Source organism: Anaeromyxobacter dehalogenans 2CP-1, assembly GCF_000022145.1.
In the GTDB taxonomy this organism is placed as follows: Bacteria; Myxococcota; Myxococcia; order Myxococcales; family Anaeromyxobacteraceae; genus Anaeromyxobacter; species Anaeromyxobacter dehalogenans.
Genome location: NC_011891.1, coordinates 564,064 through 582,949 on the forward strand (window position 1 = coordinate 564,064; position 18,886 = coordinate 582,949).

General features: G+C 73.4%; 15 protein-coding genes. 4 read left to right on the forward strand and 11 right to left on the reverse strand.

The window, feature by feature from the left end; all coding sequences use genetic code 11:
• Position 1: 1 nt before the first annotated feature.
• Complete coding sequence (locus A2CP1_RS02450) at positions 2–2,980, forward strand: ATP-binding protein (protein ID WP_012631899.1); 2,979 nt, start codon at positions 2–4, stop codon at positions 2,978–2,980.
• 76 nt (positions 2,981–3,056) lie between these two features.
• Here the strand turns inward: A2CP1_RS02450 and A2CP1_RS02455 are convergent, their stop codons facing one another.
• Positions 3,057–3,524 carry a DoxX family protein gene (locus A2CP1_RS02455; protein WP_012631900.1) on the reverse strand — a complete coding sequence of 156 codons (468 nt, stop codon included), beginning with the start codon at positions 3,522–3,524 and terminating at the stop codon, positions 3,057–3,059.
• Positions 3,525–3,624: 100 nt separating this feature from the next.
• On the opposite strand from A2CP1_RS02455, the gene A2CP1_RS02460 reads away from it, so the two are divergent.
• Entirely contained in the window at positions 3,625–4,311 is a 687-nt protein-coding gene (locus A2CP1_RS02460) for an RNA polymerase sigma factor (protein ID WP_012631901.1), read from the forward strand.
• A gap of 63 nt (positions 4,312–4,374) precedes the next feature.
• Here the strand turns inward: A2CP1_RS02460 and A2CP1_RS02465 are convergent, their stop codons facing one another.
• Both A2CP1_RS02465 and A2CP1_RS02470 read right to left on the reverse strand, forming a co-directional pair.
• A complete protein-coding gene (locus A2CP1_RS02465; RefSeq protein ID WP_012631902.1) occupies positions 4,375–4,878 on the reverse strand; it encodes a plastocyanin/azurin family copper-binding protein in 504 nt (167 codons plus the stop codon).
• 128 nt (positions 4,879–5,006) lie between these two features.
• Entirely contained in the window at positions 5,007–7,676 is a 2,670-nt protein-coding gene (locus tag A2CP1_RS02470; protein WP_012631903.1) for a cation-translocating P-type ATPase, read from the reverse strand.
• 114 nt (positions 7,677–7,790) lie between these two features.
• On the opposite strand from A2CP1_RS02470, the gene A2CP1_RS02475 reads away from it, so the two are divergent.
• Both A2CP1_RS02475 and A2CP1_RS02480 read left to right on the forward strand, forming a co-directional pair.
• Entirely contained in the window at positions 7,791–8,978 is a 1,188-nt protein-coding gene (locus A2CP1_RS02475; protein ID WP_012631904.1) for a lactate racemase domain-containing protein, read from the forward strand.
• 34 nt (positions 8,979–9,012) lie between these two features.
• On the forward strand, positions 9,013–10,311 hold the full coding sequence (locus A2CP1_RS02480) for a pyridoxal phosphate-dependent aminotransferase (RefSeq protein WP_012631905.1): 1,299 nt from the start codon (positions 9,013–9,015) through the stop codon (positions 10,309–10,311).
• A 21-nt stretch (positions 10,312–10,332) separates the two neighbouring features.
• On the opposite strand, the gene hypB is transcribed toward A2CP1_RS02480, so the two are convergent.
• The 8 genes from hypB to A2CP1_RS02520 all read right to left on the reverse strand — a co-directional run bounded on the left by hypB (position 10,333) and on the right by A2CP1_RS02520 (position 18,875).
• A complete protein-coding gene (gene hypB, locus A2CP1_RS02485; RefSeq protein ID WP_012631906.1) occupies positions 10,333–11,187 on the reverse strand; it encodes a hydrogenase nickel incorporation protein HypB in 855 nt (284 codons plus the stop codon).
• On the reverse strand, positions 11,187–11,531 hold the full coding sequence (locus tag A2CP1_RS02490; RefSeq protein WP_012631907.1) for a hydrogenase maturation nickel metallochaperone HypA/HybF: 345 nt from the start codon (positions 11,529–11,531) through the stop codon (positions 11,187–11,189). Before A2CP1_RS02490 ends, hypB begins: the two co-directional genes overlap by 1 nt.
• Positions 11,532–11,545: 14 nt before the next feature.
• Positions 11,546–12,571 carry a hydrogenase expression/formation protein HypE gene (gene hypE / locus A2CP1_RS02495; RefSeq protein WP_012631908.1) on the reverse strand — a complete coding sequence of 342 codons (1,026 nt, stop codon included), beginning with the start codon at positions 12,569–12,571 and terminating at the stop codon, positions 11,546–11,548.
• A 16-nt stretch (positions 12,572–12,587) separates the two neighbouring features.
• Positions 12,588–13,724, reverse strand: coding sequence for a hydrogenase formation protein HypD (gene hypD, locus A2CP1_RS02500; protein WP_012631909.1), 1,137 nt, complete (start codon positions 13,722–13,724; stop codon positions 12,588–12,590).
• Between the two features lie 12 nt (positions 13,725–13,736).
• Positions 13,737–14,024, reverse strand: coding sequence for a HypC/HybG/HupF family hydrogenase formation chaperone (locus A2CP1_RS02505; RefSeq protein ID WP_011419534.1), 288 nt, complete (start codon positions 14,022–14,024; stop codon positions 13,737–13,739).
• Positions 14,025–14,051: 27 nt separating this feature from the next.
• Positions 14,052–16,310: a carbamoyltransferase HypF gene (hypF, locus tag A2CP1_RS02510; RefSeq protein WP_245529963.1), complete on the reverse strand. Its 2,259-nt coding sequence runs from the start codon at positions 16,308–16,310 to the stop codon at positions 14,052–14,054.
• A gap of 207 nt (positions 16,311–16,517) precedes the next feature.
• On the reverse strand, positions 16,518–17,045 hold the full coding sequence (locus A2CP1_RS02515) for a hydrogenase maturation protease (RefSeq protein WP_012631911.1): 528 nt from the start codon (positions 17,043–17,045) through the stop codon (positions 16,518–16,520).
• Between the two features lie 96 nt (positions 17,046–17,141).
• A complete protein-coding gene (locus A2CP1_RS02520; protein WP_012631912.1) occupies positions 17,142–18,875 on the reverse strand; it encodes a nickel-dependent hydrogenase large subunit in 1,734 nt (577 codons plus the stop codon).
• Positions 18,876–18,886: the final 11 nt, after the last annotated feature.

Sequence of the window (18,886 nt, forward strand, 5' to 3'; positions counted from 1 at the left end):
CATGGCTTCCAACGTCGACCACTACCGGAACAACCCGCTCATCCACCGCGACCGCCGCCTGGGCAGCTCGCCCTCGGCCTGGGTGCGCTCCTTCGCCTGCGAGGACCTGAAGCCGCTCATCGTGTGCCGCGGCCCCATCCGCAAGGAGGCGATGGACGTCTTCGCCGAGATGGGCATCACGCACGTCGGCATCCTGCTCTCCGAGAAGGACTCGATCGTCTACGCCAACGCGCTCGCCCCCGAGCTGCGCCAGCTCGCGAACCACGACCGCGTCCACCGCGTGCCGGATTACACCGGCGCCACGAAGGAGGAGCGCGTCGAGCGGATGAACCAGATCGTCCAGATCGCGCTCGACAACGGGTACGACTCCATCTTCGCCGGTTACGGCTTCATGGCCGAGGACGAGGAGTTCGTCGCCACCGTCGAGCGGGCCGGCCTGAAGTTCATCGGCCCGAACTCGACCACGCAGGCGCGCGCCGGCAAGAAGGACGAGGCGAAGCGCACCGCGCTGGAGGTGAAGGTCAGCGTCACGCCGGGCGTGAACGACGTGGCGGCCCGCACGCTGCTCGCGAAGCACAGGACCCGCAAGCAGCTCCTCGCGCTGGTGGAGGCGGAGGGCCTCGCCTGCGACGCGAAGGTGCTGGCGGACGAGAAGGTGGAGCTCCCGGTGCTCGCCGAGCACGTGCTCCAGGCGTCCTACGCCAGGGGGCTCGACCTCTTCACCATCGACGAGCTGGGCGCGCAGGTCCAGGTCGAGGTGGCGGAGATGTTCCGGAAGTACCCGCGCAGCCGCGTGCGCCTGAAGGCCATCGGCGGCGGCGGCGGCAAGGGCCAGCGCATCCTGGGCGCCTCGCTGCTCACCGCGAAGGCCGCCGACGAGAAGGCCGTCGCGGCGGCCGCGGCCGAAGCGCCCGCGATGGTGCGCGAGGTGCTGAGCGAGGTGAAGGCCACCGGCGTCGGCGACAACAAGAACGTCCTCATCGAGCTGAACATCGAGCAGACGCGGCACAACGAGATCCAGCTCCTCGGCAACGGGGAGTGGTGCGTCTCGCTGGGCGGCCGCGACTGCTCGCTGCAGATGCACGAGCAGAAGCTGCTCGAGGTCTCCGTCACGCAGGAGGCGCTCGCCGCCACCATCGCGCGCGCCGCCAACAACGGGAAGACCGCCCGCGCCAAGGCGCTGGCGGTGGACCTCGAGATCCTGAAGCGGATGGAGGACGACGCCGCGCGCTTCGGCCAGGCGGTGGGGCTCGACTCCGCCTCCACCTTCGAGTGCATCGTCGATCGCGACCGCTACTACTTCATGGAGGTCAACACCCGGATCCAGGTGGAGCACCGGGTCTCCGAGCTCTGCTACTCGCTCGAGTTCGCGAACCCCGACGACCCGAGCGACACGTTCGTGGTCGAGTCGCTGGTCGAGGCCATGGCGCTGCTGGCGCGCCACAAGAAGCGCCTGCCCAAGCCCCGCCGCATCCCGCGCTTCGGCGCGGCGGTGGAGGCCCGCCTCAACGCCACCGACGCCTCGCTGTCGCCGCACGCGGGCGGCGTGATCCGCTACTGGTCGAAGCCCATCGAGGGCGAGATCCGGGACGACCAGGGCATCAGCATGCCCAACCCCGACACCCGCATGTTCATGCGGTACAAGGTGGCCGGCGCGTACGACTCGAACATCGCGCTGCTGCTCACCAAGGGCGACCGGCGGCTGGAGAGCTACAAGCACATGGCGCGCGTGCTGGCGCGCATGGAGCTGCGCGGCACCACGCTCGCCACCAACATGGAGTTCCACTACGGCCTGGTGAACTGGTTCCTGGGCCAGAGCGTGAACGCCAAGCCGACCACGCGCTTCGTGGTGCCCTACCTCACGCTGGTGGGCATGCTGAAGGACGAGGCGAACAAGCTCGACACCGCCTACGCCTTCGCCGAGATGAAGAAGCACTACGCGAAGCTGATGGCGACCGAGAACCCGGGCGACGCGGCCGCGCAGAAGGCCATGACGGACGTGCTCGACCGCAAGGTGACGCTGCTCACCCGCGTGATCGACCGCTTCCTCGACGACCCGCACCTGTTCGCCGGCTGGCTGAGCATGAACCGCCGCCACTACCGGATCGAGAACGGGAAGCTGCTCTGGATCCGGAACCCGCTGGGCGTGCTCAACGACGCCTACGCCTACCTGAACATGGCGTTCCACCCGCGGCGGCCCGCGTCGCAGGTGATGTGGGAGCACGACCACGAGCTGCTGACGAAGTCGCTGCGCTTCTACGTGGCGCTGCGCGAGCGCTTCGGCCTGAAGCGCGAGGAGTACTACAAGCTCAACGAGATCCTGCAGAAGGAGGAGCCGCAGGACGGCTTCGACGCCGAGACCTGGACGAGGATCCGCTCCGCCCACCTCGGCTACGAGGCGGGCAACGAGCTGCTCGGCCTGCTGTTCATGGTGGCGGAGTCGGTGCGCTTCTTCGACTTCAAGGTGGAGGACGACCTCGAGGTCACGATTCCCGAGCACCTGCACGATCCCGAACTGCAGGCGCGCATGAAGAAGGTGCTGTGCCCGCCGCCGGCCACCAAGGCGGACGAGCTGGTGGCGCCGTTCGGCGGCATGTTCTACCGGCAGGAGGCGCCGGGGCGGCCGCCGTTCGTCGAGGAGGGCCAGCACTTCGAGAAGGGGCAGCCGCTCTACATCATCGAGGTGATGAAGATGTTCAACACGGTGCGCGCGCCGTTCTCCGGGACCATCGAGAAGGTCCTGATGCAGGGCGCGGACGGCACCGTGGTGCAGAAGGGTCAGCCGCTCTTCAAGATCACGCCGGACGAGAAGTTCGTCCCGGTGGACCCGAAGGCGGTCGAGCGCGAGCGGCGCACCCGCACCCAGAAGCACCTCGAGGGTGTGCTGATGACGTTCGCCGAGAAGTTCACCACCGTCGAGCCCGTCCGGTTCGAGGAGCCGGAGGAGGAGGTGGCCTGGGCCGGGGTAGAGGCGGTCTAGCGTCCCAGCCCACGCCGTGATCCCGGGGACCCCGCCTCGCCAGAGGCGGGGTCCCGCCGTCTCCGCCTCCCGATCCTCAGGGCCGGGTCGCCGCCGGGTGCGCCGCCGTCGCCTGCGGCTCGACCGCCGTCGCACGCCGCGCCCGCACCGGCTCGTGGACCGCCGCCAGGCGCGCCAGCGCGAACGCGGCCACCGCCATCACCGCGTCGCGCGCGGCCACGTCCAGGAACGCGCCGCTCGCGATGAGGTTGAGCGCGATGGCGGCGAGCCAGGCCATTGCGATCCAGCCGAACGTGCGCGCCCGCCCGGACAGGATGCCGACGCCCACGATCACCTCGATGACGCCGGCCGCGCGCATGAACGCCGCCGGGCTCACCGGCAGCAGCCGCACCGCGAGCGGGCTGAGGTAGCCCGCCCAGTCGGCGAGCAGGTTGGTGAACTTGTCCAGCCCGGCCACGATCGGCACCACGCCGAGCGCGATCCGGAGCGCCCAGTACGCGGGAGCCGTCCGGTGAATCTCGTCCCTGTCGGTCCTGTCGGTCATGTGAACCTCCTGCCCCATCGATGCGGCGGGCGGCGGCGGCGTTACGGCGGTAACGATCCGGCCGCCGGTGCATCGGATGGACGAGGGGACTGGAGGCTCCATGGCCGTGCAGGCAGGCAGGACCCGCGTCGTGCCCACGCTGGCGCCCGCGGACGACGAGGTGGTGGCGCGGGTGCTCGAAGGGGACGTGGCGCTCTTCGAGGTGCTCATGCGCCGGCACAACCCGCGGCTGTACCGGGCGATCCGCTCGGTGCTGCGCGACGAGGCCGAGGTGGAGGACGCGATGCAGCAGGCGTACCTCCAGGCGTATGCACACCTGGGCGACTTCCAGGGGCAGGCGGCGTTCTCGACCTGGCTGGTGCGCATCGGCGTGAACGAGGCGCTCATGCGCCTGCGCGGGCGCGGGCGGCTGGTGCTCGCGGCAGAGCCGCCCGAGGGCGGCAGGGTCGGCGAGGAGGAGCACGTGGCGGATCCGAGCCCCGAGGACCAGGCGGCGACGCACGAGGCACGGGCGCTGCTCGAGCAGGCGGTGGACCGGCTGCCGCTGCACCTGCGGACCGTGTACGTGCTCCGCGAGATCGAGCAGCTCTCCACCGCCGAGGTGGCGGCCGCGCTCGAGCTGGGCGAGGAGGCGGTGAAGGTGCGCCTCCACCGCGCCCGCCTCGCGCTCCGCGAGCTCATCGCCGCGCGCGTCGGCCAGAGCGCGCCCAAGGCGTTCGGGTTCCTCGCGCCGCGCTGCGACCGCGTGGTCGCGGCGGTGCTCGCGGCCATCCCGGCGCGCCGTTGAACGTCCGCGACACCGGGCCGTCCGCTCGCCCTACGACCTGGGCGAGCGGACGACCGTGTTTCCTCAGTAGCCGCCGCCCCCACCTCCGCCGCCACCACCGCCGCCGCCGCCGGTCCCGGGGCGAGCGGGCGGTGGAGCGGGCTGGGCCGCCGGATCGATGGTGATGCTGCCGTTCGGCGTCGCCATGCCGCCCAGGTGCGTCGAGCAGTAGTAGGGGATGACCGTCCCCTGCGCGGCCGTCGCGGGGATGCTGAACGTGTGCACGCCGTTGAACGCGCCGGTGTCGAACGCGATGCCGCTCACCTCGCCCGGCGTGTACGCCCCCGGCGTCGCCTCGCTCGTCACGGAGTGCGCCATCGAGTCGTCGTTGATGACGGTGACCGTCGCGCCCGCCGGCACCTTCAGATCGAGCGGGTTGAAGCGCATGCCCGAGATCTGGATGTAGTAGCCGGCCGCCGTCGGGCGCGTGCTGGACGCGCTCCCGCTGTCGCTCGAGCCGCCGCACGCCGCCACGCCGGCGGCCGCCAGCGCGGCCGCTCCCAGCCTCCACGTCTTCCAGCTCATCATGGCTCACCTCCGCTGCCGGGCCGCGCGGGACGCGCTGCCGTGTCGCTCGCAGCATTCGATGACCAGGACACCCGGACGTTTCGCCGTGGCGCGCGGGCGCCCCGTCCGGCATCCGTCCCCGGTGGGCTTCACGCGGACGGGGTGGCGCGGCGGACGGCGAGCTTCGCGAGCTCCAGCACGGGCAGCACCGTGAGGGCCGCGCCGGTCACCAGCAGCCAGTCCGCCGCCGGGAGCGCGTAGGTGCCGAAGGCGGCCCGCAGCGGCGGCAGGTAGACGACCAGGAGCAGGAGGGCAAGCTCCCAGGCGACGGCGAGGTCGAGCCAGCGGTTCGCGAACGGCCGGCGCAGCACCGAGTGGCGCTCGGAGCGGAACGCGAACGCCTTCGCGAACTGCACCAGCACGAGCGACATGAAGCACATGGTCATGGCCTCGGCGTCGCCGCGACCCGAGGCGCGCGCCCAGGCGAACAGGCCCAGGTTGACGGCCGTGGACCAGGCGCCCCCGGTGGCGATGAGCGCCACCACCGGCCGCGTGAAGATCCCCGCCCGCGGATCCCGCGGCGGCTGCCGCATCAGGTCGGCGTCGGGCGGGTCGACCGCCAGCGCCAGCGCCGGGAGGCCGTCGGTGGCCAGGTTCACGTACAGGATCTGCACCGCCGTCAGCGGCAGCGGCAGGCCGAGCAGGGTGGCGGCGGCCATGAGCCCGATCTCGCCCACGTTCGAGGAGAGCAGGTACATGAGGTACTTCTTCACGTTCGCGAAGATGGCGCGGCCCTCCTCCACCGCGCCGACGATGGAGGCGAAGTTGTCGTCGGTGAGCGTCATCGCCGCCGCCTCGCGGGTGACGTCGGTGCCGGTGATGCCCATGGCCACGCCGATGTCCGCCTTCTTGAGCGCCGGCGCGTCGTTCACGCCGTCGCCGGTCATGGCCACCACCTCGCCGCGCGACTGCAGCGCGGTGACGATGCGCAGCTTGTCGGCGGGCGAGACCCGCGCGTAGACCTCGAGCGCCTGCACCCGCCCGGCCAGCTCCGCGTCGGAGAGGCGCGCCAGCTCGGGCCCGGTCACCACCGCGCCGGTGCGCAGGAGGCCCAGCTCCGCCGCGATGGCGCGGGCCGTGACCGGGTGGTCGCCGGTGATCATCACCACGCGCACGCCCGCCGCCGCGCACCGCTCCAGCGCCGCGCGCGCCTCCGGGCGCGGCGGGTCGATCATGCCGACCAGCCCGAGCAGCGTCAGGTCGCGGTCGGACTCGGCCAGCGAGACGCCCTCCCGGCGTGCCACCGCCAGCACGCGCAGCGCCCGCTCCGCCATGCCGCGCACCACCTCGAGCAGCGCCGCGCGGCCGGCCTCGTCGAGCGGTCGCTCGCCCTCGCCGCTCGCCACCCGGGCGCAGGCGGGGAGGAGCACCTCCGGCGCGCCCTTCACGAACGCCAGCGGCCCGCGCTCGGTGCGGTGCAGCGTGGTCATCCGCTTCAGCTCGGAGGTGAAGGGGATCTCGCCGACCCGCGGCGCGCGCGCGTCCAGCTCGGCGCGATCGAGGCCGGCCTTGAGCGCCGCCACGACCAGCGCCGCCTCGGTCGGATCCCCCGACACCGTCAGCTCGCCGGAGGGGGTGCGCTCCACCTTCGCATCCGAGGCGAGCACGGCGCCGGCGAGCAGCGCGAGCAGGGCGGGCGGCGAGTCCACCGGCGCGCCGTCGTGGCGGAAGTCGCCGTCGACGCGGTAGCCGGACCCCGTCACCTCCAGCGTGCGCCCGTCCACGTGCAGCGCGCGGACGGTCATCTCGTCGCGGGTGAGCGTGCCGGTCTTGTCCGAGCAGATCACCGTGGTGGAGCCCAGCGTCTCCGCCGCCGCCAGCCGGCGCACGAGCGCGTTCCGGCGCGCCAGCCGCTGCACCCCCAGCGCGAGCGCGATGGTGACCACCGCCGGCAGCGCCTCCGGCACCACCGCCACCGCCAGCGCGATGGCGAACACGACCATCTCGAGGAACGGCTGGCCGCGCAGCAGCCCCAGTCCGGCGAGCAGCACCACCACCACGCCGGCCGCGCGCGCGAGCTGCGCCCCCACCCGGTCCAGCTCGAGCTGCAGCGGGGTGCGCGCCGGCTTCACCTCGGCCAGCATGCGGGCGATGGCGCCCAGCTCCGTGCTCGCGCCCGTGGCCACCACCACCGCGCGGCCGCGTCCGTAGGTCGCGGCGGTGCCGCCGAACAGCATGTCGGTCCGGTCGCCGACCGGGATCGGGCCGGCGGGGAGCGGCCCGGCCACCTTCGGCACCGGCACCGACTCGCCGGTGAGCGCCGCCTCGTCGGCCTGCAGGTTGACGGCCTCGATCACCCGGGCGTCGGCCGGGATCCGGTCGCCGGCGTGCACGAGCAGGAGATCACCGGGCACCAGCTCGCGCGCCGGCACCCGGCGCTCGGCGCCGCCACGGATCACCGTCGCGTGCGGCGCGGCCATCTGCCGGAGCGCGGCGAGCGCGTTCTCGGCCCGGTGCTCCTGCACGAACCCGAGCACCACCGTGAACGCCAGGATCGCGCCGATGGTGAGCGCCTCGAGATCGTGGCCGAGGAACAGCGACAGCGCGATCGCCACCATCAGGATGACGACCAGCACGTTCTCGAACTGCGCCGCGAGCAGCGCGATCCAGGGCGCCCGGCGGGCGCGCGCCAGCTCGTTGGGGCCGTGCTCGGCGAGGCGGCGGGCCGCCTCGGCGGGAGCGAGGCCATCCGGCCCCGAGCCGAGCCGAGCGCGGGCGTCGTCGGCGGACAGCGCGTGCCACTCCGGGACGTTCGCCATCGGGTCCCCGGCTCCCTGGGTGAGCGCGCCCAGTGTACGGCGCGAGCGCCGGGCCGCGCGCCGGAATCCGGGCCGGTGCGGCGGCGCGCCGCGCGGGTGCGGTAGGATGGGCGCATGAGCGCGTCCGCCCCCGTCCTGCTCGGCTACGGCACCCGCCCGCTCCCGTTCCCCTCCGGCGTGCCGGCGCGCGTGCTCGCGGCCCCGCCCGCGCCGGCGGTGGCCGACCTGCCCGCGGCGCTGGACGCGGCGCTCGCGCACCCGGAGGGCGCCCGGCCGCTGCAGGAGGTGGCCGGCCCGCGCACGCGCGTGCTGGTGATCGTGAGCGACGCGTCGCGCGACGAGCCGCGCGCCGAGCTCTTCGCGGCGGTGCGGCGCGCGCTCGCGGTGGTGCCCGACGACCACCTCACCGTCGGCGTCGCGAACGGCACGCACGGGCCCGGGCCGCTCGCGGCGCTCGGGCTGCCGGAGGACGTGTTCCGGCGGCACCGCGTGGTGAACCACGACGCGCGCGACGAGGCGTCGATGGTGGAGATGGGCCGCACCAGCCGCGGCACTCGCCTGCGGGTGAACCGGTGCGTGGCGGAGAGCGACCTCGTCGTCACCACCGGCCGCGTGAAGCCGCACTACTTCGCCGGCTGGGGCGGCGGCGCGAAGGGGATCTTCCCCGGGCTCGGGCACGACGACGACATCCGCCAGAACCACAAGCTGAAGGCCGACCCCGCCTCCAGCCTGGGCCGCGCCGACGGCAACCCGTGCCGCGAGGACCTGGAGGAGGCGATCCGGCGGCTCGGGCGCGACACGTACATGCTGAACGTGGTCGAGGCCGGCGGGGTGGTGCTGGGCGCGGTGGCGGGCGACGTGGTCTACGCGCACCGCGCCGGCGTGCGCATGGCGCGGCCGTGGTGCGAGGTCGCCGCCGAGCCCGCCGACGTGGTGGTGGTCTCGGCGCCGCTGCCGGTCTCCGGCAGCCTGTACCAGGCCTCGAAGCTGGTCCCGCCGGCGGGGATGCTGCTGCGGGAGGGCGGAGTGGTGATCGTCTGCGCAGAGTGCCCCGGCGGCGTCGGGCCGCTCAGGACGGTCAACGAGGGCATCTTCCAGCTCGGCGTCCGCCGCTTCCTGCCCGAGCGCTACGCGCTCCTCCTCGTCTCGGGCATGCCCGAGACCACCGTCCGCGAGACCTACGCCACGTTCGCGCCCTCGCTGGACGCGGCGCTCGCGAGCGCGCGGGAAATCGTCGGCAAGGCCGAGCCGGACGTCCTCGTCCTTCCGGACGCCGGCGATCTCGTCCCGCGGCGGCGCTGATCGCCTCGCGGGCGCGTGGTAATCTCGCGCTCCCGTGACCGACGAACCCATCCCGCAAGGCGGCAAGCTGTCCTCGTTCCGGCAGGTCCCCCGCACCGGCGTCATCTACGCGACGTCCGAGGCGACGAAGCTCGGCTTCTCGATGCAGGATCCGGAGTGGTGCAACCTCGGGCAGGGGCAGCCCGAGACCGGCCCGCTGTCCGGCGCGCCCGACCGCGTCCACTCCGTCGCCGTGTCGGTGGACGACCAGGAGTACGCGCCGGTCGCCGGCCTCTGGGAGCTGCGCGAGGAGGTGGCCGGCCTCTACAACCGGCTCTACCGCCGCGGCCTGCCCTCCCAGTACAAGGCCGAGAACGTCTCCATCTCCGGCGGCGGCCGCACCTCGCTCACCCGCGCGGCGGCGAGCCTCGGGCGCGTGAACATGGGGCACTTCCTGCCCGACTACACCGCCTACGAGGAGCTGCTCGACCTGTTCCGCACGTTCACGCCCATCCCCATCCTGCTGGAGGGCGAGCGCGGGTACGCGTTCACGGTGGACGACCTGCGCCGCGAGGTGACCGGCCGCGGGCTCTCGGCGCTCTTGCTCTCGAACCCGTGCAACCCCACCGGCAAGCTGGTGCAGGGCGAGGAGCTGGCGCGCTGGGTGGAGCTGGCGCGCGAGCTCGAGTGCGCCATGCTCATGGACGAGTTCTACTCGCACTACGTCTGGACCGCGCCGCCGGGCCGCCTGCCGGTGGAGAGCGCGGCGCGCTACGTCGAGGACGTGGACCGGGATCCCATCGTGCTGTTCGACGGGCTCACCAAGAACTGGCGCTACCCGGGCTGGCGCGTCACCTGGACGGTCGGGCCGCGCAAGGTCATCGACGCGGTGGCCAGCGCCGGCTCGTTCCTCGACGGCGGCGGCTCGAAGCCGCTGCAGCGCGCCGCGATCCCGCTGCTCGCCGAGGAGGCGGTGCGCCAGGAGACCGAGGCCATCCACCGCGGCTTCGGCGAGAAGCGCCGCCACATGCTCGACGCGCTCGAGACCATGGGCGTCCGCATCGACCGCGCGCCGGACGGCACGTTCTACGTCTGGGGCAACCTCGCCAACCTGCCGGCGCCGCTCAACGACGGCATGGGCTTCTTCCGCGAGGCGCTGCGCCGCAAGGTGATCGTGGTGCCTGGCGAGTTCTTCGACGTGAACCCCGGCAAGCGCCGCGCCCGCCATGTCGCCCGCTTCCGCTCCTACGTGCGCTTCTCCTTCGGCCCCTCGCTGGAGACGCTGGAGAAGGCGTTCGGCCGGCTCGCGGCGATGATCCAGGAGCGGTCGTCCTCGACCGCGTCGGTGGGGTAGGCCGCCGGCCGTCGCCGGCCGCTAGTGCCGGTGCCCGTGATCGTGGCCGTGGCCGTGATCGTGGCCGTGGCCGTGATCGTGGGTGTGCTCGGCGGCGTGGGTGTGCTCGGCGGCGTGGTCGTCCGCGTGCGTGTGATCGTGCCCGTGCCCGTGCTCGTGCGTGTGCGACCGCGCGTGCGCTGGCCTCAGGATGGGCCGCCGCAGCTCCTCCAGCCACGCGATCCAGCGGTCCATGCCCTCGCCCGTGCGAGCGGACAGCTCGATCACCTTCGCGGTCGGCATGACGTGCGCGATGGCGTCGCGGAGCTTCGGGAGATCCACGTCGAGGTGGGGGACGAGGTCCACCTTGCTGACCAGCACCAGGTCCGCCGCCTTGAACATCACCGGGTACTTGAGCGGCTTGTCCTCGCCCTCGGTGACCGAGAGCACCACCACGTTCGCCGCCTGGCCCAGGTCGTAGATGGCCGGGCACACCAGGTTGCCGACGTTCTCGATGAAGAAGACGTCGGTGTCGCGCCAGGGGAAGTCGTGCAGGCTGCGGTGCACGAGCTCGGCGTCGAGGTGGCACGCCTGGCCGGTGGTGATCGCCTTCGACGGGATGCCCGCCTTCTCGAGCCGGCGCGCGTCGTTGTCGGTGGCGAGGTCGGCGGACACCGCGCCGAGCTTCCAGCCCTTCGACGCCGCGGCCTTCGCGGTCGCCTCGAGCACGCCGGTCTTTCCGGCGCCGGGCGAGCCCATGATGTTGAGCGCCAGGACGCCGGCCTCGAGGAAGTGCTCCCGGTTGTGGCGGGCGGCGCGATCGTTGCCGGCCAGGATCTTCTCGTGCAGCTCCACCGGGACGAGCTCGGGGTCACCGCAGCCGCAGGTCGTGCACATCAGGGCACCTCCATGTCGATGCTGTCGAGGGTGAGCGCGTCCGAGCCCTCGTCGAGCCGGGCCGGGACGTCGCAGGTCGGGCAGCGCAGGACCGCGCCGCGCGCGATGGGGGCGCGGCAGGCCGGGCAGGACCAGCGCGCCTCCAGGCGCTTCAGGGTGAGCGGGGTGTCTGCGCACAGGCTGCCGGCGCGGAACGTCTCGTAGGCGGTGCGGAACAGCTCCGGGTCCACGCCGGAGAGCTCGCCCACGCTCACGGTGAGCCCGCGGATCGCGAGCGCCTCGCGCCGCCGCGCCTCCTGCTCCACGCGCCGGACCAGCGCCTCCACCAGGGAATACTCGTGCATGCGGCTCGACCTGCCTAGCAGATGCGCGGCAGGAGCTCCCCCTCGGGCTCGGCCAGCATCCGCCTGCCGAAGCCGGTGTCGAGGATCACCGCGCCGGGCCGCTCGGCGATGGCCCGCGCGAACACGGTGGCGCGCGCGCCGAGCGGGTGGGCCCGCAGCGCCGCCAGCACCTTGTCGGCCGAGCGGGCTCGCACGCCGATCACCGCCTTGCCCTCGTTCGCGACGAGCAGCGGGTCGATGCCGATCATCTCGCCGGCGGCGCGCACCTCGTCGTTCACCGGCAGCGACGGCTCGTCCACCACGATGCCGACGCCGCCCTTCGCCGCCATCTCGTGCAGCACGCCCGCCACGCCGCCGCGGGTCGGGTCCTTCATCGCGACCACGTCCTCACCGCCGGCGGCGAGCGCCGCGCGCACCAGGCCGTTGATGGGCGCGACGTCGGAGCGGAGGTCGCCCTCGAGGCGCAGATCGTGCCGGCGCGCCATCACGGCCATGCCGTGGTCGCCGATCGAGCCGGTGACGACGAGCAGGTCGCCGGCGCGCAGCCCGGCGTCCGAGACCACCCGGTCCGCCAGCGCCACGCCGGTGGTGTTGAGCAGGAGGCCGTCCACCTGGCCCTTGCCCATCACCTTGGTGTCGCCGGTGACGAACGGCGCGCCGGCCTCCTTCGCCGTCTCGCGCATCGAGGCCACCACCCGCTCCAGGTCGGCGCGCGGGAAGCCCTCCTCGATGATCACCGCGCAGGTGAGCCCCACCGGCTCGGTGGCGCCCATCATGGCGAGGTCGTTCACCGTGCCCGAGACGCTGATCCGGCCGATGTCGCCGCCCGGGAAGAAGATGGGGTGCACCACGTGAGAGTCGGTGGTGATCACCAGCCAGCGGTCGCCCACGCGGATGGCCGCGCCGTCGTCCAGCGCCGAGAGGCCGATGCCGTCCACCGGCGAGGCCAGCGAGAGGAACACGTCCTCGATGAGCTGGCGCATGGCGCGCCCGCCGGAGCCGTGCTTCAGGCCGATCTTCTGCTGCACCTTCGTGTCCATGGGTCTCCGCGCCTTCCTAGCCGACCTTGCGCAGATCGGGCACGCCGCCGTACGTGTGCCAGATCCGGCACTGCCCCTCCGACGACACCATGCACGCCCCCACCGGCGACTCGGGGACGCAGGTGGTGCCGAACAGCGCGCAGTGCTCCGGGGTGGCGAGGCCGAGCATGATCCGGCCGCAGAGGCACCCCTTCGCCTCCTCCTCCGCCGCCGCGTCGCGCACGCCCGCCGTGTCGATGCGGAAGCGCTTGCGGGCGTCGAGCGAGGCGAGCTCCGGCACCAGCTCGAGGTTGCCGCCCGGGACCTCGGCGATGCCGCGCCAGCGGCCGGTCACGGTCCGGAACGCCCGCCACAGCGAGCGCTGCGCCGGGAGGTTGCCCTCCTTCGTCACGCAGCGCGGGTAGACGTTCGCCACCTCGGGCCGACCCTCGCGGATGAGCTCGGTGAGCTTCACCAGCGCCGCCAGGATGTCGAGCGGCTCGAACCCGGCCACCACCACCGGCGCGCCGGTGCGGGCCGCGAACGGCTCGAAGATGGCCCAGCCGGTGATGATCGCGGCGTGCCCGGCCGCGATGTAGCCCTCGATGTGCGTCTCCTTCGAGGCGGCCACGATCTCCATCGCCGCCGGGACGTACTTGTGGACCGAGAGGATGGAGAAGTTCGGGGGCGGGGACGCGAGCGCCACCGCCGCGGTGGCCACCGCGGTGGTCTCGAAGCCGCTCGCCAGGAACACCACCTGCTCGTCGGGGTGCGCATGGGCGAGCTCGACCGCCTGCGAGATCGAGTACACCACCTCGACCTTGCCGCCGTCGGCCTGCGCGTCGGCGAGCGAGCGCGCGGTGCCGGGGAGCCGGAGCATGTCACCGTACGTGCACACGCGCACGCCCTGCATCGCCAGCGCGACCGCCTCGTCCACCTCGGGGCCGTCGGTGACGCAGACCGGGCAGCCCGGGCCCATGATGAGCTCCAGGCCGGGCGGGAGCACCGCGCGCAGGCCGAAGCGGGCGATGGCCTGCTCGTGGCTGCCGCACACGTGCATCACCGACACCTCGCGGCCGATGGCGTCCATGTTGTGGCGGAGCGCCTCGGCGAGCGCGCGGGCGCGGGCCGGATCGCGGAACTTGAGCTGCCGGAAGAGATCCTCGTTCGACATCGCGGGGCCTCCCTACTTCTGGTCCTTCCCGGCGGCCATCTCGCCCCGGACGTCGGCGGCCATGAGGTCCTCCTTCGCGCCGGAGACCTCCAGGATCTGGTCGAACAGCGCCAGCGTCTCCTGGACCTCCTCCGGCGGGATGCGCCGGATGGCGAAGCCCACGTGGTTGAGCACGTAGTCGCCGACCTGCACCGGCTCGTCCACGATGTCGAGGCGGAGCGACTTGCGCACGCCGAAGAAGTCCACCGTGGCGTCGAGCCCGTCGATGGCGATGACCTTCCCTGGAACCCCGAGGCACATGTCTTCCGTCTCCTCCAGCGGCCGGCGCTAGGCGCGGGCCACCGCGTCGGCGACCACCGCCTGGCCGAGCGCGATCCCGCCGTCGCCGGGCGGCACCTCGCCGTGCTGGTATACCGCGAACTCCCCGTCCAGCCGCGCGCGGATCGCCTCCGCGAGCCGCGCGTTCTGGAAGCAGCCGCCGGTCAGCACCACCGGCAGCTTCCCCGTCCGGCGCGCCGCGCGCCGGACCTGCTCGGCGCCGGCCGCGGCGAGCGCCGCGTGGAACCGGGCCGACATCTCCCCCGCCGGCCGGGCCGCGAGGACGTCCGCGGCGAGCGCACGCCAGAGCGGGCGCAGGTCGAGCGCCTCCACCGGCCCGGACGCGTCGAGGTCGAACGGGTAGGGCGCCGCCTCGTGGCCGTGCGCGGCCGCGTCGAGCGCGAGCGCCACCTGGCCCTCGAAGCGCGCCGAAGGGCGGCAGAGCGCCAGCGCGCCCGCGGCGTCGAAGGCGCGGCCGGCGCCGTGCGCGGGCGGCGCGTTCAGGCCGGTGGCCAGCATGCGGCGGACGACCTCCAGCTCCCGCGCCGGCACCCCCGCGAACAGGGGGAGCCGGTCGAGCGGCGCGTCCTCGCCGAACGCGTCGAGCAGCGCGGCGAGCGCGATGCGCCAGGGATCGCGGATGGCGCGGTCGCCGCCCGCGAGTGGCACCGGCCGGAAGGTCGCGAGCCGGTCGAACCGCGCCGCCTCGGCGAGCAGCAGCTCCCCGCCCCAGGACGCGCCGTCGGTCCCGAGCCCGGTGCCGTCCCAGCACAGCGCCAGCGCCGGGCCCTCGAGCCCGTGCTCGGCCATGCAGGCGGCCGCGTGCGCGTGGTGGTGCTGGACCTCGACGAGCGGGAGCGCCAGCGCCCCGGCGCGCTCGCGGGCCCAGCGCGTGGAGAGGTAGAGCGGGTGGAGGTCGCAGGCGAGCAGCTCGGGGCGGAAGGCGAGGAACGTCTCCAGCCGCGCCACCGCCGCCTCGAACGCGCCGTAGGTCTCGAGGCCGTCGAGGTCTCCCACGTGCGGGCCGAGGGTGGCCTCGTCCCCGCGCGCCAGGCAGCAGGCGTTCTTGAGCTGCGCGCCCGCCGCCAGCACCGGGCGGGCGAAGCGCCGGGCGGTGCGCACCGGGCGCGGCACGAACCCGCGGCTGCGGCGCATGACCATGGGCCGCCCCGCCACCACCCGCGCCACCGAGTCGTCGCAGCGCGACGCGATGGCCCGGTCGTGCACCAGGAACAGGTCGGCGATGCCGGCGAGCCGCGCCAGCGCCTCGCCGTCCTCGAAGGCGATGGGCTCGTCGGAGAGGTTCGCGCTCGTCATCACCAGCGGCACGCCCGCGTCGGCGAGCAGGAGATGGTGGAGCGGCGCGTACGCGAGCATGAGGCCGACGATCGGGCTGCCCGGCGCGATCTCGGCGGCGAGCGCCGCGTCCGGGCGCCGCCGGCACAGCACGATGGGGCGCTCGGGAGACGTGAGCAGCGCCGCCTCCGCCGGCGAGACCTCGGCGAGCGCCCGCGCGGCGTCGAGGTCGGCCACCATCACCGCGAGCGGCTTCTCCTCGCGCCGCTTCCGCTCGCGCAGCGTCCGGACCGCGGCGGGCGCGCTCGCGTCGCACGCGAGGTGGTACCCGCCGAGCCCCTTCACCGCGGCGATCCCGCCCGCCCGCAGCAGGTCGGCGCAGTCGCGGATCGGGTCGGCCGAGGGTCGTGGCGCGCCGGCGGCGTCGCGCAGCGCGACGCGCGGGCCGCAGGCGGGGCAGGCGTTCGGCTGCGCGTGGAAGCGCCGGTCGAGCGGGTCGCCGTACTCGCGCGCGCAGGCGGGGCACATCCGGAAGCCGGCCATGGTGGTGGCGGGCCGGTCGTAAGGGACGTCGAGCGCGATGGTGAAGCGCGGGCCGCAGGCGGTGCAGTTCGTGAACGGGTAGCGGTGGCGGCGATCGGCGGGGTCGCCGAGCTCGCGCAGGCACTCGGGGCAGGTGGCGAGATCCGGCGGGATGGCGACCCGGCGCTCGGCCGACCTGCCGCTCTCGACGATCTCGAAGCGCGGCGCCGGCTCGGCGGGGATCACCTCGGCGCGCAGCGCTGCGATCGAGGCTGCGGGCGGGCGGTCGCTCACCAGGCGGGCCTGGAACGCGTCGAGCGCGGCGGGCGAGCCGAACGCCTCGATGGTCACGCCGGCGGCGTCGTTCCGGACGCGGCCGGTCACGCCGGTCTGGTGCGCGAGCCGGTAGACGAACGGACGGAAGCCGACGCCCTGCACCGTGCCGCTCACGGCGATGCGTCGCCCTTCGGCGGAGAGGTCCGGCCCGCCGTCTGTGGTCCGCTGCGTGGTCATGCGGCGCGGCGCGTGCGCCTCGGCCTTCCGTGCTGGGGCGGCGCGAGCTTACCGCCGCGCGTTTCGCCGCCGCAACGCGCGGCGGCCACCCGGTCGATCAACGTCCGCTTGCCCGTCGCGCATTCCCTGCGGGCGGGCCCGGCGCTAGCCGGCGCGGCCCTTCTCCCACCACAGGTCCGGCTCGGCGGGTGGGTCGCGGGGTCGCGGCGCGACGCCCAGCGCCCGGAGCTCGGAGAGCACCTGCTCGACCGCCGCCGGCACCGCCGCCTGCACCGCCGGGGAGAGCGCGCAGCCGAGATCGGTCCGCTCCGCCACCACGCCCACCAGGCGCACCGTGGCCGGGCACACGCCCATGAACTCCGCGTTCATCACCGCCTCGCGCAGCCCGGGCTCGTGGGGGCTCACGGCCAGCACCGGCGAGCGCTTCACCAGGTCCTCGCGCGAGTAGGTCCGCAGCTCGCCCGGCGCGGCGCGCGCCTTCACCGCGTCCACCAGGACGGCCGCGTCGAGGCCCGCGAAGTAGGCGGTGAGGTCGAGGCCGGGCGTGCCGGCGTCCACCACCTCGACGCCGGGCAGCTCCCAGCCCGCCTCCAGCACCTTCACCACGTATGGCCCGACGGCGTCGTCGCCGGTGAGCACGTTGCCGATGCCGAACACCGCGATGCGCGCCACCCCGGGCCTCCTCCCCGCGCGGCGGGGCCTCCGAAAAGACCGATCCCGTCCTCGGCGGTCGAGGACGGGATCGGGTGTACCACTCGACGCAGGAAGCTACAGCACCTTCACCCGCGAGATCTCCTCACCCTCCGCGTCCACGGTGTGGATCGCGCAGGCGAGGCATGGGTCGAACGAGTGGATCGTGCGGAGCGCCTCGAGCGGCAGCTTCGGATCGGCGATGGGGTTGCCGACGAGCGACTTCTCGTAGGGGCCGAGGGCGCCGCTCGCGTCGCGGGGCCCGGCGTTCCAGGTCGAGGGCACGACGGCCTGGTAGTTCTTCAGCTTCATGCCCTTCTTGTCGGCCTCGATCACGCACCAGTGCGAGAGCGTGCCGCGCGGCGCCTCGTGGAAGCCGACGCCCTTGTAGATGCCGGGCTTCAGGTTCGCCATCGGGTCCACCCAGATGCGCGTGTCGCCCTTGCCGATGTTCTCGACCAGGAGCTTCCACTGCTTCTGGGCCATCTCGGCCATCATGGCCGCGCGGATGGCGCGCGCCGCGTGGCGGCCGAGCGTGGAGTGGAGGTGGGCCGGGGTGAGGTCGATCTTGTGGACCGCCTTCACCGCGCCGATGGCCGCGGTGGCCCACCGGGTGGTGGGCTCGTGGCCGGAGGCGAGGCCCACCAGCACGCAGGCGAGCGGCCCGACCTGCACCGCCTTGCCCTCGAGCCGCGGCGCCTTCACCCAGGTGTAGCGGTCGGGCGCCGGCGTCTCGTGCTTCCACTCACCGGCGAACTTCGGCTTGTCGTCCTCCTCCCACGGCCCCTTGGCCCACGCGCCGTCGTAGTGGGCGTGCGCGATCGACTCCGTCACGTTCTGCTTCAGGTAGTCGTCGTTCCAGCTCGTGATCTTGTGCGCGACCTCGAGCTTGCCGTTCCAGAGCACGCCGCCCGGGATGTCGAACTTCGACATCTTCTCGTCCAGCGGGAGCTCGGGCACCGAGAGGTAGTTCGTCACCCCCGCGCCGTACTTGAACCAGTCCGGGTAGAAGCCGCCGATGGCGGCCACGTCGGGCAGGTAGCACTGCTGGATGAAGGTGGCGACCTCGTCGATGAGGGTCTTCACCTGGTACAGCTTCTCCATGTTCAGCGCGGCCGGGCTGTCCAGGTTGATGGCGTTGGCGACGCCGCCCACCGCCAGGTTCTGGATGTTCGGCGTCTTCGAGCCGAGGATCGCCACCGCCATGTTGGCCTTGCGCTGGATCTCCAGCGCCTGGAGGTAGTGCGCGACCGCGAGCAGGTTCACCTCCGGCGAGAGCTTCATCGCCGGGTGGCCCCAGTAGCCGTTGGTGAAGATGCCCATCTGGCCGGCCTTCACGAAGCCCTCGAGGCGCGCCTTCACCGCCGCGAGCTCGTGCTTCGAGTTGCCCGGCCAGCTGGAGATCGACTCGGCGAGCTGCGCCGCCTTCACCGGGTCGGCCTTCAGGGCGCTGGTCACGTCCACCCAGTCCAGCGCGGACAGCTGGTAGAAGTGCACGATGTGGTCGTGCAGCGTGTGCGCCGTGACGATGAGGTTGCGGATGAGCTGCGCGTTCAGCGGGATCTCGAGGCCGAGCGCGTTCTCGACGCTGCGCACCGAGGCGATCGCGTGCACGGTGGTGCACACGCCGCAGATGCGCTGCGTGAAGATCCAGGCGTCGCGGGGATCGCGGCCCTGGAGGATGGTCTCGATGCCGCGCCACATGGTGCCCGAGGACCAGGCGTTCTTGACCGCGCCGCCGTCGACCTCGACGTCGATGCGGAGGTGACCCTCGATGCGCGTGACCGGGTCGATGGTGATGAGCTTGCTCATTTAGGCACCCC